The 12,282-nt window shown below is 71.6% G+C and carries 10 protein-coding genes, 1 tRNA gene and 1 pseudogene; 6 read left to right on the top strand and 6 right to left on the bottom strand.

All coding sequences use genetic code 11. The annotated features are described in order from the left end of the window. Positions 1-122: 122 nt before the first annotated feature. The gene (locus ACWCYO_RS10125; protein ID WP_270142978.1) at positions 123-965 is read right to left on the bottom strand and encodes a hypothetical protein; all 843 of its coding nucleotides are present in this window, start codon (positions 963-965) and stop codon (positions 123-125) included. A gap of 593 nt (positions 966-1,558) precedes the next feature. Between ACWCYO_RS10125 and ACWCYO_RS10120 the strand changes: the two genes are divergently transcribed. Together ACWCYO_RS10120 and ACWCYO_RS10115 are read left to right on the top strand one after the other, a co-directional pair. After that, positions 1,559-2,326, top strand: coding sequence for a LysM peptidoglycan-binding domain-containing protein (locus tag ACWCYO_RS10120; protein WP_270142977.1), 768 nt, complete (start codon positions 1,559-1,561; stop codon positions 2,324-2,326). A gap of 271 nt (positions 2,327-2,597) precedes the next feature. Further along, positions 2,598-2,892: pseudogene (locus tag ACWCYO_RS10115) on the top strand (transglycosylase family protein). A gap of 120 nt (positions 2,893-3,012) precedes the next feature. On the opposite strand, the gene ACWCYO_RS10110 reads toward ACWCYO_RS10115, so the two are convergent. Continuing rightward, positions 3,013-3,660 carry an alpha-ketoglutarate-dependent dioxygenase AlkB family protein gene (locus tag ACWCYO_RS10110; protein WP_449783942.1) on the bottom strand — a complete coding sequence of 216 codons (648 nt, stop codon included), beginning with the start codon at positions 3,658-3,660 and terminating at the stop codon, positions 3,013-3,015. A 271-nt stretch (positions 3,661-3,931) separates the two neighbouring features. Between ACWCYO_RS10110 and ACWCYO_RS10105 the strand changes: the two genes are divergently transcribed. The 4 genes from ACWCYO_RS10105 (at position 3,932) to ACWCYO_RS10090 (ending at position 7,484) form a co-directional block, all read left to right on the top strand. Then, positions 3,932-4,792: an acyl-CoA thioesterase gene (locus ACWCYO_RS10105; RefSeq protein WP_270142973.1), complete on the top strand. Its 861-nt coding sequence runs from the start codon at positions 3,932-3,934 to the stop codon at positions 4,790-4,792. Between the two features lie 188 nt (positions 4,793-4,980). Continuing rightward, complete coding sequence (locus tag ACWCYO_RS10100) at positions 4,981-5,769, top strand: DUF1684 domain-containing protein (RefSeq protein ID WP_449783936.1); 789 nt, start codon at positions 4,981-4,983, stop codon at positions 5,767-5,769. Positions 5,770-5,948: 179 nt separating this feature from the next. Continuing rightward, on the top strand, positions 5,949-7,262 hold the full coding sequence (locus tag ACWCYO_RS10095) for an MFS transporter (RefSeq protein WP_449783935.1): 1,314 nt from the start codon (positions 5,949-5,951) through the stop codon (positions 7,260-7,262). A 148-nt stretch (positions 7,263-7,410) separates the two neighbouring features. Continuing rightward, positions 7,411-7,484: transfer RNA gene (locus ACWCYO_RS10090), tRNA-Pro, on the top strand. Between the two features lie 159 nt (positions 7,485-7,643). Here ACWCYO_RS10090 and ACWCYO_RS10085 read toward each other — a convergent pair. The 4 genes from ACWCYO_RS10085 to ACWCYO_RS10070 form a co-directional block, all read right to left on the bottom strand. Continuing rightward, on the bottom strand, positions 7,644-8,864 hold the full coding sequence (locus tag ACWCYO_RS10085) for a tyrosine-type recombinase/integrase (RefSeq protein WP_449783934.1): 1,221 nt from the start codon (positions 8,862-8,864) through the stop codon (positions 7,644-7,646). A gap of 343 nt (positions 8,865-9,207) precedes the next feature. Then, positions 9,208-9,552, bottom strand: coding sequence for a hypothetical protein (locus ACWCYO_RS10080; protein ID WP_449783933.1), 345 nt, complete (start codon positions 9,550-9,552; stop codon positions 9,208-9,210). 266 nt (positions 9,553-9,818) lie between these two features. Further along, positions 9,819-10,897, bottom strand: a protein-coding gene (locus ACWCYO_RS10075) for an IS630 family transposase (RefSeq protein WP_449783941.1) whose coding sequence is annotated in 2 segments (ribosomal slippage) — positions 9,819-10,396 and positions 10,396-10,897 — 1,080 coding nt in all. Because the reading frame shifts where the segments join, the coding sequence is not laid out codon by codon here. 216 nt (positions 10,898-11,113) lie between these two features. After that, positions 11,114-12,271, bottom strand: coding sequence for a hypothetical protein (locus tag ACWCYO_RS10070; protein ID WP_449783932.1), 1,158 nt, complete (start codon positions 12,269-12,271; stop codon positions 11,114-11,116). Positions 12,272-12,282 lie beyond the last annotated feature (11 nt).

The raw sequence follows: 12,282 nt of genomic DNA, 5'->3' as shown, positions 1-12,282 counted from the left end.
CCATCGCCGCCGGGTCCAGGATCCTGCTGTGCTCGCGCGCGGCCTCGGACACCACGGGGTCAGGGTCGCCAGGAGGGCGTCGCGCTGCGCGGGGCGACCACCGTCCGAAGCGCCGGGGCGAATCAGGTGCCGGCCAGCGGGAGGGAGGCGGCGACCACCTGGCCCAGTGCCACCGCCCGCTCCAGCGCTTGGCGCAGCAGATCCTCGCGGGGCTGACGGCCGACCAAGCCGGCCGGCACGGCGTACATGGTCACCTCGGAGAGCTGGCTGGCGGCCATCCGCCAGGCGTCGGTGACCTGGAGCGGCTGGTGGGCCTGCCACCAGCCGGTGCTGCCGCCGGCCGCGGCGGGCTGCAGGATCGCGTGCAGCTTGCCCATGGCGACCAGGACCGACCAGCCGGGCAGCTGCTCCGGGGTCTCGTCGAGGTCGACGATCCGCTGGAAGCCCGCGTCCTGGAGCAGGTCGAGGAACTCGTCCTCGCCGGAGGTGCTGCCGGGGCGGCCGACCGGGCCGGTGGGCTCGACCACCAGCGAGGCGTGGCCGACCTTGCCGTGCAGGACGAGCCCGCAGGTGATGCCGAGGATCGCGGCCTGGCCGGGGGCGGGCGGCTGGGGCCGGGCCCAGGCGGAGTCCTGGGCGGGGACGGCGAAGTCCGGGCCGGGAGCGACCGGGGCCGGGGCGGCGGGCTGGGACTGGCTGATGCTGCGCACGGCGCCGGCCAGTTGTTCCTCGGCGACCGGCACCACCTGGGAGGGGATGCAGCGGGCGTGGGCGAAGGCCAGGACGGCGGTCTCGTCGCCGACGAACAGCACGGTGCTGGTGGGCTCCGCATGGGTGTCGCCGGGGGTGCGGCAGGAGGTGCATTCGTAGCTGTCGGGGGCGCGGTCGCCGCCGAGCAGGCGGTCGGCCTCGTCGTCGCCGATTTCGAGCCGGACCTCGTCGCTGACGTCGAGCATGCGCGGCACAGGGTCTCCTCGGATGGGTGCGGTTGGAGTCATGGGGGCGGACTCGGGGAGGTCGCCATGCCCAACGGGCCCTTGTGTCAGGCGTCACGGGTGCCCGTCGAGGCTGACGGGAATTGCCTCGGATCCGATCGCGGCACGTGGTCTCTTGCTCGCAATCTGTCGATGTCGGTGACAGGACTGCCGGAATGAAACCGTGAGGTGGGTCACGCGGCCTCGGTGTTTGATCTAGGAATCGACGGCCAAATCGGGCATTTCGGGCATGTTTGTGTGGGTCTTACCGTCGGTAACCCTTCGCTGAGCTGGGCAGACCCGTGGCGTTTTGGTTTCCCCGTCGACCGGCTCGTAGCTTCTTGGGCGGCGCAACGAGCGCCACCCGGGCTCACCCCCGACGCATCGCCCCCCGGTCCCGGCCGGGCGCGGCAGGTGCCCGCCGACGCGATCGCTCGAACAGGTCGCCGGCGAGCGGCTGGGTGGCCGGGGCGGCAGCGGCACGTCCGACACGTGCACGGCCGTCCGACGGACGCGGCAAGCGAATGCGGCCCTCTCCAGGGTCTGGTTCCGCATGCCCGCCCGGGGCTGTCGAGAGGAACCCCATGACCTTCCGTAACGAGAACGCCGCTGCCACCAACACCGTCGCCACCAAGCGCAACCGCGTGCGGATGGCCGTCGTGGCGGGCGCCGCTGTCGCGGCCCTGCCGGTGGCCGGCCTCGTCACGGCCACCTCGGCCTCCGCCGCCCCCGTCGCCACCTGGGACGCCGTCGCCCAGTGCGAGAGCGGTGGCAACTGGGCCATCAACACCGGCAACGGCTTCTACGGCGGTCTGCAGTTCACCTCCAGCACCTGGGCCGCGTACGGCGGTACCGCCTACGCCTCGCAGGCCAACCTCGCCACCAAGGCGCAGCAGATCTCCGTCGCCGAGAAGGTCCTCGCCTCGCAGGGCCCCGGCGCCTGGCCGGTCTGTTCCGTCAAGGCGGGTCTGACCAAGGGCGGCGCCCCGGCCGCCGTCGACACCACGGCCGGCTCCTCCGCCGCCAAGCCGGCGCAGACCCCCGCGCCGAAGACCGCCGCCCCGAAGGCCGCTGCCGCTCCCAAGGCCGCTGCTGCGCCGAAGGCTGACGCCGCGCCGAAGAAGGACGCCGCGAAGGCTGACGCCGCCAAGTCCTGGAACGGCGGCAAGTCGTGGACCGCCTCCGACGACGCCAAGCCGGCCAAGGGCGACTACACCGTCAAGTCCGGTGACACCCTGAGCTCCATCGCCGCCGCGCAGGGCCTGGACTGGCACGACCTGTACAAGAACAACGCCAAGGTCGTCGGTGGCAACCCCGACCTGATCTTCCCGGGCCAGGTCCTGAGCATCTGAGGTCCGATGAGCTGACCTCCCGTCGGCTCGTACAGGGCCGTGGCTCCCGGTGGCCGCTCCCCCGTGTGGGGGAGCGGCTGTCGGCGTTCCCGGCGTGGCTGGGCGGGTGGCGGCCCGGACGGGAGCGGGCTCTCTAGGGTCGGCTGCCGTGCCGTATTCGTGCTCGCGTTCGTGTTCGTGTTCGTGTCCCTGCTCGTGTTCGTGTTCGCGTTCGGGTGAAGGACGGACGTCCCGGGCCGTGATCCGGATCGGTGCCGCCGTGGCGGTGGTGATGGCCGTGGTCTCGGGCGGCGCCCGGGCCGGCGCGGCGCCGCGGGTCGCGGACCTGGTCTGGGACCAGCTCGCGGACTGCGAGAGCGGTGGCGACTGGCGGGCGGACACCGGCAACGGCTACTACGGCGGGCTGCAGATCCACCACCTGGACGGAGTCCGGCGGCCTGCACTTCGCCGACCGGGCCGACCACGCGAGCCGGCGGGAGCAGACCACCGTCGGGGAGGAGATCGTGCGGCAGCAGGGGTGGGAGGCCTGGCCGTCCTGCGCGCGGGAGCTGGGGTTGCTGAGGTAGGAGGGCCGGGGCCTGATTCGTCGGTCCTGCGCAGTCGGCTGCTGCTGTGCCCAGCCTTACGCACTCAGCCGTGTTCGCTCACCCGTGTTCACTCAGCCGTATTCGCTCACCCCTACGCGCTCAGCCCTGTTCGCTCAGCCCTGACTGCCGCACCGTGACGTTGAGCCGCCCCACCAGCCCGAGCGCCGGGTCCGCCGTCCCCGGCAGCGTCCGCACCACCCCGTGGTACGCGAACCGGGTCGGCCCGCCGAACACCAGCAAGTCCCCGCTGCGCAGCTCCAGGTCGGTCCACGGCCGGGTCCTGGTCTCGGTGTTCCCGAGCCGGAAGACGCAGTCGTCGCCCAGCGATAGCGAGACCACCGGTGCGTCCACGCGCTCGTCGCGGTCCTGGTGCAGTCCCATCTTGGCGCCGTGCGGGTAGTGGTTGACGATCGCGGTGTCCGGTGCGTACGAGGTCGCGCCCGCGATCTCCCCGGCCCGGTCCCCGTACGCCTCCACCACCGCGCGCCGGGCCAGCTCCCCGAGCAGCTCCGGGAACGGCTTGACGGGCGCGCCGTCCTCGGCGACCCGGGCGTACCCGTACGGGTACCAGTGCCAGCCGAGGCTCACCATCCGCACCGACATCACCCCGCCGGTGGGCATCCGCACGCGGTGCAGCCCGGCGGGTGGCCGGGCCCACTCCCGGCAGGCGGCGACCAGCTGCAGTTGCGCGGCGGGCTCCAGCCAGCCGGGCAGCAGGACGGCGCCGGGCGCGGGCTCGGACCGCATCCGCGCGCCCGGACCGTCGGGCTGGTCGCCGAACAGGTCCTCCTGGATCACCTCACCACCCGCCTCAGCACTCACCTCACCATCCTCCCGCTCCGCTCCGCCGCGCGGGGGCGGGAGCTTCGAGGGTGCTCGGCCGTTCGTCGGCCTGTCCACTCGTTTACACGTTCGAGTGAATCGGTCGCCGGGGGCCGGTGAGCGGGAATGACCCGGGCCGCCGGAGAATTCGAGTGAGCTGGAGAACTCGATCGAAACAACGAGAGGGAGCGCGCGCATGGGTACCCCCGTCGACGACCTCGTCGATCTGCTCGACCTGGAGCAGATCGAACTGAACATCTTCCGCGGGCGCAGCCCCGAGGAAGCGCTGCAGCGGACCTTCGGCGGCCAGGTCGCCGGGCAGGCGCTGGTCGCGGCGGGGCGCACGGTCGAGGGCGAGCGCCCCGTGCACTCGCTGCACGCGTACTTCCTGCGCCCCGGGGTGCCCGGCGTGCCGATCGTCTACCAGGTCGACCGGATCCGCGACGGCCGCACCTTCACCACCCGCCGGGTGCTCGCCATCCAGGGCGGCCGGTCGATCTTCTCGCTCACCGCCGACTTCCACAGACCGGAGGAGGGCAGCATCGAGCACCAGTACCCGATGCCGCCGGTCCCGGCACCCGAGGAGCTGCCCAGCGCCCTGGACGAGGTCGGCTCCCGGCTCGGTGAGCTGCCCCCGTTCATCAGCCGCCGCCAGCCCTTCGACATCCGCTACGTCGAGCGGCTGCGCTGGAACAAGGAGGAGCTGGTGGACGTTGAGGCGCGCAGTGGCGTGTGGCTGCGCACCAACGGCCCGCTGCCGGACGATCCGCTGATCCACGTCTGTGCCCTCACCTACGCCAGCGACATGACGCTGTTGGACGCCGTCCGCGCCCCCGTCGAGCCGCTGTGGGGCACCCGGCACTTCGACATGGCCTCCCTGGACCACGCGATGTGGTTCCACCGGCCGTTCCGGACCGACGACTGGCTGCTCTACCAGCAGGAGTCCCCGATCGCCCACGGCGCGCGCGGCCTGGCGCGCGGGCAGATCTTCGACCGGGACGGGCAGCTGGTGGTGTCGGTGGTGCAGGAGGGCCTGTTCCGGCCCCTGAGGGGCTGAGGGCCGGTGTCCGGATCCCGGCCGCCGGGTGTTGCCGCCGCATTGCGCTGTCTTGCAGTCTCTTTGCGGTTCGGCGGCTTGCCGGGGCCGGGGAATGATCCGTACCGGCGGGTGGTGTTGTGCAGGATGACCGAGACGGACGGCTCGAACAGCGGGCCGTCCGCGGACCGGACCGGGAGGGTTGACCGATGACGGCGACGGCCGCAGAGGACTGGAAGCACTGGAGTGACCAGCGGGCGGCGTCGGTGAGCGCCCCGCACGGCCAGCTCGCACTCACCGGCACCCACTGGCTGGGGCCCGAGCCGGTCGAGGTCCCGGGCCTGCCCGGGCACTGGTGGGCCGACGCCGAGGGCGTCCGGCTGCGGGCCACGGCCGCCGACGGCATCACCGTCGACGGCGCCGACGCGCCGGTGGACGGCGAGGCGCTGCTGCGCCCCGACACCGACCCGGCAGCCGATACAGCCACCCTGGGCGAGCTGCTGCTCGTCCCGATCGAGCGGGAGGGCGAGCTCGCCCTCCGGGTCTTCGACCCGGCCTCGCCCGGACGGGTCGGCTTCGCCGGCATCTCCGCCTACCCCTACGCGCCCGAGTGGGCCGTACCCGCCGTCTACACCCCCTTCGAGGAGGAGGGGCAGTCGGTGCTGGTCCCGAACGCGGACGGCAAGGACCGGCCGCTGGCGGTCACCGGGACGATCGAGTTCACGGTGGCGGGCGAGCACCGCACGCTGACCGTGGGCCGTTCCGGTCAGCGCCTCACCGGCGTGATCGCGGACGCCACCAGCGGCATCGACACCTACCGCTTCCGCTTCATCACCCTGCCGGCCCCCGACGGGGACGGCCGGACGGTCCTCGACTTCAACCGGGCCTACCTGCCGCCCTGCGCCTTCGCGGACCACTTCATCTGCCCGTTCCCGCCGCCGGGCAACCGGCTGGACTTCGCGGTGGAGGCGGGGGAGAAGCAGGTGCTGAGCAGGTAGGCGGCGGGCCTCCTGGCCCGTCGGCCGGGCTGGGTTCGGCGGCTCGTCGGCCGGGCTGGGCTCGTCGGCTCGGCTGGGCACAGCTTGGTTCGTCGGCCCGGCGGGTTCGGGCGGCGGGGAAGGAACAGGGCGGCCCCCGGTGTCGGGTGCGGCGGGGTCCGGAGCAACTATGGACCGTTGTGACGACCAACCAATCCCTTGACGCCCCGACCGCCGAGTCCGTCCCCGCCGTCCCCGCCTCCCCTGCCCCGCCGGGACTTCCCTGGTACCGACGGGCCTTCGCCGATCTCAGCCCGCTGCGCGAGCACCCCGACTACCGCCGGGTCTGGTCGGGCCAGGCGGTGTCCTCCGTAGGCCAGCAGATGACCGCCGTGGCCGTCTCCGTCCAGGTCTACGACCTGACCGGCTCCGCCTTCGCGACCGGCCTGGTGGGCCTGTTCTCGCTCGTCCCGCTGGTCGCCTTCGGCCTGTACGGCGGCGCGATCGCCGACACCGTCGACCGGCGCAAGCTCGGCCTGATCGGCTCGGCCGGCCTGGCCGCCGTCTCCGCCGTACTCGCCGCCCAGGCCCTGGCCGGGCTCGGCCTGGTGGCCGTCCTCTACGCCGCCGTCGCCGTCCAGGCCGGGTTCTTCGCGCTCAGCTCGCCGGCTCGCTCGGCGATGATCCCCCGGCTGGTCCCCGCCCGCCAGCTCCCGGCGGCGAACGCACTGAACACCGTCAGCATGAACCTCGGCCTCACCGTGGGCCCGATGCTCGGCGGCGTCCTGATCGGCGCCTTCGGCGCCCAGGCCGCCTATCTCGTCGACACCGTCGCCTTCACCGGCACCCTCTATGCCATGTGGCGCCTGCCCGCCATGCGGCCGCACGGCGAACGCAAGGGCCGCGCCTCCGTCCTGGACGGCCTGCGCTTCCTGCGCGAGCAGCCCAACCTGCGCACCAGCTTCCTCGCCGACCTGGCCGCGATGATCTTCGGCATGCCACGCGCCCTCTTCCCGGCCATCGCCGTCACCTTCTACGCCGGCGACGCCCGCACCGTCGGCCTGCTCGTCTCCGCCCCGGCCGTCGGCGCCCTGATCGGCGCGCTCTTCTCCGGCTGGGTCGGCCGGGTCCACCGCCAGGGCGTCGCGATCCTCGCCGCCGTCTCCGCCTGGGGCCTCGCGATCGCGGTCTTCGGCGCCCTCCACAACCTCTGGCTCGGCCTCCTGCTGCTCGCGGTGGCCGGCTGCGCCGACACCGTCAGCATGATCTTCCGCAACACGATGATGCAGGTCGCGGCCCCCGACGAGATGCGCGGCCGCCTCCAGGGCATCTTCATCGTCGTCGTGGCCGGCGGCCCCCGCCTCGGCGACTTCGAGTCCGGCGCCGTCGCCGCCCTCTCCAACCCCGCCACCTCCGTGATCACCGGCGGCCTCGCCTGCGTCGCCTGCGTCCTCCTGCTCGCCGCCCGCCGCCCCGCCTTCCTCACCTACGACGCCCGCCGCCCGACCCCCTGAGCTCCCCCGACCCACCCCACCCCCGAAACCTGGCAGCGAGCACCCCCCGACGTGCTGTATTGTTTTCCACGTCGCCGGGAAACCGGAGACAAGGTCGAGAAGCCAACCGGCAGAGCCCCCCAGGCCCCGCCGCACGGCACCGAGACCACGGGACGTGGCGCAGCTTGGTAGCGCACTTGACTGGGGGTCAAGGGGTCGCAGGTTCAAATCCTGTCGTCCCGACTGTGAAGTCGCTTGTGGGAGCGGGTACTTGGGAAACCGGGTGCCCGCTCTCACTCGTTTCCGGAGGGTGCGTGGTCGCAGGATGGTCGCGTCCGGCGCTCTGGCCTGGCGGTTTGTCTCTGGGGTGGGCGCGAGGTGATCGCACCATCTGATGGCCTGTCAGTTGATCTCGCGGGGGAGGTCTGCGTGGTCGAGTGCGTCGGCGAGGGCGGTGACGGCTTCGCGGGCGGCTTGGGGGAGCAGGTGGCCGTAGATGTTGACGGTGGTGGCCAGGGTGGAGTGCCGCAGGGTCTTGGAGACGACGGCGAGTGGCACCTGGGAGCTGATCATGATGGTGGCGGCGGTGTGTCTGAGGTCGTGAAGGCCGATCTTGGGTAGGCCGATCTCGGCTGAGCGTTGGCGCAGGGTGTGCAGGAGGCGCTCGGGGTTGATGGGTTTGCCGTCGGGGCGGGTGAAGACCATGCCTTGGAGACGGGGTTGGTCGGGGTGGGTGCTGCGGTGGCGGGCGGCTTGGCGGCGTAGTGCGGCGGTGACGCGGGGGGAGAGGCTGACCCAGTTGCGGCTGGCGCGGGTCTTGGGTGCTTGCAGGTGTAGGCGGGCGTTGTTCACCGAGGCCAGGGTCCAGCGTACGAACAGGACGCGTTGCTGGAAGTGGATGTCCGGCCAGTGCAGGCCCAGGGCCTCGCCGCGGCGCATGCCGGTTCCGAGGATGACCTCGAAGATGTCGGCGTAGACGTCGTTGTAGGTTTCGGCGTTGTGACGCAGGAAGGCGGAGGCCTGTTGCGGGGTCCAGCACAGGCGCTCGGGTGCGGCGGGTCGCTTCAGCGCGGCGTTGCGGGCGGGGTTGCGGGCCAGGAGGTCGGCGCTGACGGCGGCGTTCATGGCGCTGGAGAGGATGGCGCAGCAGCGGTGGACGGTGGGGCGTCCGCGGCCGGCGGCCAGTTGGCGGCGGGACCAGGTGGTGACGTGCCGGTCATGCAGGTCTGTCAGGGGTAGCGGGCCGAAGGCCGGTATGAGGTCGTGGTGGACGTGGCGGTGGTAGCCGGCATAGGTGGTGGCCTTGAGGATCTCCTGCTTGGAGAGCAGCCACTCCCTCAGATAGTCGGCGACGGTCAGGGTCTCGTCCACCGCGATGCCGATGCGCTCGGCCAGCAGGAAGTTCTGCAGGGCGGAGAGGGCCGTGGTCTGGTCGGGGAAGCCGCTGCGGCGCCGGGTTTCGCGCTTGCCGATCAGGGAGGGCAGATCCACGGCGTAGGCCCAGCTGCCGTGCTCTGGTTGGGTGTTCAGTTTCGGGCAGCGGGCGCCGTACTGGCGGCCGGCGGTGTCGCGGCAGCCGCAGCGCCGGTAGACGCGTCCGCGCTGAGGATCGGTCAGGTTCATGGGATTCGACTCCTTGTGTGATCGGGCTGGGCCCAGCTTCACGGCGGAGCGGCCTGGCGCGGCAGGGGGCGGATCATGGCGCTGGGGAGGCGAAGCTGGCGACCATCTGGGTCTGTGAGCTGTGGTGATCCCCTTGGAAAGTGCACAAGGGGTCGGTAGCGGCCATTCGGGGGTGATTATTGGAGGTGCGGAGTGTCGAATCCGGGGGCGGCGAAGGAATTAGGGCGACAAGCAGGAAGACGACGGCTTGTGGCCATTTTTCATTTTCATCTGCATGTCGGATAGTTGAGGACTGGACTGGTGGCTGGAATTTTCGACTGCTGCGCGCCACGGCGGGAAGTGATCACCGGGAGTTACCCGGAGAATTTCCGGGGGCGGGCGGTGAGTGACGACAAGGTGCGGGCGTGAGGGGCGCGTGTTCTGTGGGCGGATCCGGGGCCGGAGACTGTTGCATGAGCCGGTCGCGGTTCTGTGCGGCGGTGGTGCGGACGGTCGCAGCGAACTGCGCGCGGCTGTGGTGCTGGTGCCGTTCGACCGTCTCTTCGTCGTCCTGGTCGTCGGGCTCGGTGTACTCGTCGTGGAGGAGCCGGCAGCCGTGGATACCGGCGAGGAGGTCTTCGAGGAGGTCACGGAACGGGCCGGCTCGGGTCCAGTAGGGGTTCGCCGGGTGCCGGCCGGTGATCGACACTGCTGCCCCCCTGCGCAGCGGCGTCCGGTACAGGGTGTGGCGCGGGCGGTCGCGCCAGCCGCGCTCATGTCCGGCAGGCCGAGCCGTGGGGAGACCGAACGGTGCTCCGAGGTGAGCCACGGTGATCGGGCTCATGCGGTCGTAGGCGGGAGGGTTGGGCGGTTCTCGGATCCTCGCGGTGATCGTTTGCTGCGGCTGGGCTCTGCCGGCGGATCGCGAGGCCCAGACCCCATTTGTCACGCTGTGTAGTTACTGACTTCGGCTCGTCAGGGTGACGTTGGGGTGTCGAGGGTCAGGCCGGTGCCGGCTATGAAGCCGTCGAGGGTGTCGGGCCGGTACTGCAGACGTTTGAGTCGGTTGCGTACGAGGGCTTCGAGTCGGTCGAGGGCGACCACGGCGAGGTTGGCTAGGCTGCGCTTGACGTGTGCCCAGACCCATTCGACGGGGTTGAGATCGGGCGAGTAGGCGGGAAGCAGGAACACCGTCAGCCAGGCACGCTCGGCGATCAAATCGCGCATGGCGTGGGAGACGTGGGTGTTCAGGCGGTCCCAGACCAGCACGATCGGCGCCTTGACCAGCTGGTGGACACCGTCGATCAGAGCGATGAAGTCGCGCTCGCCCATGCTGCGGCGCTTGCCTCTGCCCGCGGGATGGGAGCGCAAGCGGTGGCACAACCGGGTGCGCGAGCCCGGCCGCATGGCGATCAGCCCGGCCACCGACAGGCGCCCCGAGCGCCGGCCGCTGACCGTCACGACCGGCGTGCGGCCCCGTCGGCCCCAGGTGCGGCCTTTGGGCGGACGACGGGTGAATCCTGCCTCGTCCTCGAAGCAGATGTAACCCCCGCAGGCCGCCCGCGCCCTTTTACCTCCTCCCACGTCGCCTCCCTCCACGCCGTGACGGCCTGCTCGTCCCGCTCGGCGACCCGCCGCGCGGGAACCTGCGGGCTGAAGCCGAGCCGGTGCATCAGCCTCGTGGCACCCGAGACGCTGTAGGAAACGTGGAACTTCCGGCCAATCAGCGTGGCCACCCTCGCCGCGGTCCACACCTGGTCCTCCACCCAGCCGTGCGCAGCCGGACCCTGCTCCAGATACGCGGCCAGTTTCTCCAGGCAGCGCGACGACAGACGGCACCGCGCCCCGCTGGGGCCACGAGAGGCCAGAGCCTGCACACCGCCATCCCGCCACAACTGGTGCCACTGGTAGGCCGACTTCGGGCTCACCCGCAGACGCCGCGCCACTTCCGGCGGCTTGACTTCCTGCTCGAACAGTTCGGCCGCCTGGATCCGAACTACTTCCCGGCGCTCACGTCCCGCGGCGGTCAGCCCGCCCCCATCCGCATATCTCACACACCACGGATACAGCCACCGCTCCACGCTCATCAGGCACTTCGCACAGATTCACCCCGACGAGCCGAAGTCAGTAATCGCGGGTGGGGTCGAAGCGCAGCCTGGAGATGAGAAGAGGAACGGACGGCCACTGCGGCGCTGGCCGCTTCCCGTTCCGGAGGGGGCTGGGGGCGTGGCCGGCTCGGTGCGGACTGTTTCGAAGTGAGGGGCGATCGGTCAGGTGAGGCGGTCGTGGTTGCGTGCGGCGGTGGCGCGGACGAGGGTGGCGAACTGCCCGCGGCTGCGTTGGCGGTGCAGTTCCTCGGCGGCCTCCTCGTCCCACTCCTGGTCGCTGGGGGCCGCCAGGTCGTCGTCCTCGTGGTCGGCGGTCTCGGTGTATTCGTCGTGGATGAGCCAGCAGCCGTGGATGCCGGCCACCAGGTCTTCGAGGAGGTCGAGGGCCGGCCGCTGCGGGTCCAGCGGTGTCAAGCGCAGCCCGGACAGTTCCAGCTCGGCATCGTCGCCGTATTCGGTGAGCATTTCCTGTGTCTGGTCGAGCTGTTCGCGGAAGGTGTCGGGTTCGGGCAGGATGCCGTCCGCGACCTGCAGGGCGTCGCGTACCAGGGAGGTGACGGCCTCGTGTGGGGAGGCGCCCTCGTCGAGCAGTTCCAGGACGATCGTGGGCGTCTCGTGGGCGAGCGCCTCGATGTCGTCGGCGGCTTGGACCACTGTGGTGAGCGTGGCGCCGGAGGCTGCGGAGGCGACTTCGGCCGCGGCGTGCAGCCAGTGCGCCGCGGCCACCGCTGCGGCGGTCGGATCGACATCGGTGAACAGGGCGGGCGAGCCGAACGGATCCTCCTCGAACAGCCGGTCGGCGGCGGCGACCTGCACTGGGGAGGCGTCCTCGCGGCTGAGCAGCACGGCCTGCTGGGCCCGGTCGGTGAGGTCGCCGAGTTCGGCGCTCTCGACCGCGGCCAGCTCCGTGGCGGTTTCGGCGCGGACGGCTTGTGTTAGGTCGGGGTTGTTCAGGGCGTGCAGGGCGCGTCCGACGCGGTGAGCGGATTCCAGCACCGGGGTGTAGGACACGGTGAGCATGCCGCCTTCGGGGAGGTTCGGCGCTGCCACGGCACCTGCGACCTCCTCGAACGCCTCGCGTTCCTGCTCCCACCGCCAGCCCTCGCTGTTCACCTCGAGGGAGTCGGCGGCACTGGCCGGGTGGGTGTAGGTGCGCCAGGCTGCCGTGGACAGCTGGGTGAGCGCGCGGGCCAGGCGTGACAGCGCGGCAGGGTCGGTGTCTGCCGGGGCGGTGGCGATCCGGGTGGCGAGGTCGCCCTCGCCGGTCCCCCAGGTGGCGATGAGTTCACGGCAGGCGGGGTCGACGCAGTAGCGGGTCATGGCAGAGAACC

Source organism: Kitasatospora sp. NPDC001683, from assembly GCF_053596495.1.
This window is presented reverse-complemented; position numbering and strand designations above follow the sequence as displayed.

Excerpts from the sequence above, each read along its gene's own strand:
- ACWCYO_RS10120 (WP_270142977.1), top strand. The coding sequence starts at position 1,559 with ATGACCTTCCGTAACGAGAACGCCGCTGCCACCAACACCGTCGCCACC.
- ACWCYO_RS10070 (WP_449783932.1), bottom strand. The coding sequence starts at position 12,271 with ATGACCCGCTACTGCGTCGACCCCGCCTGCCGTGAACTCATCGCCACC.
- ACWCYO_RS10100 (WP_449783936.1), top strand. The coding sequence starts at position 4,981 with ATGACGGCGACGGCCGCAGAGGACTGGAAGCACTGGAGTGACCAGCGG.
- ACWCYO_RS10105 (WP_270142973.1), top strand. The coding sequence starts at position 3,932 with ATGGGTACCCCCGTCGACGACCTCGTCGATCTGCTCGACCTGGAGCAG.
- ACWCYO_RS10085 (WP_449783934.1), bottom strand. The coding sequence starts at position 8,864 with ATGAACCTGACCGATCCTCAGCGCGGACGCGTCTACCGGCGCTGCGGC.
- ACWCYO_RS10110 (WP_449783942.1), bottom strand. The coding sequence starts at position 3,660 with ATGCGGTCCGAGCCCGCGCCCGGCGCCGTCCTGCTGCCCGGCTGGCTG.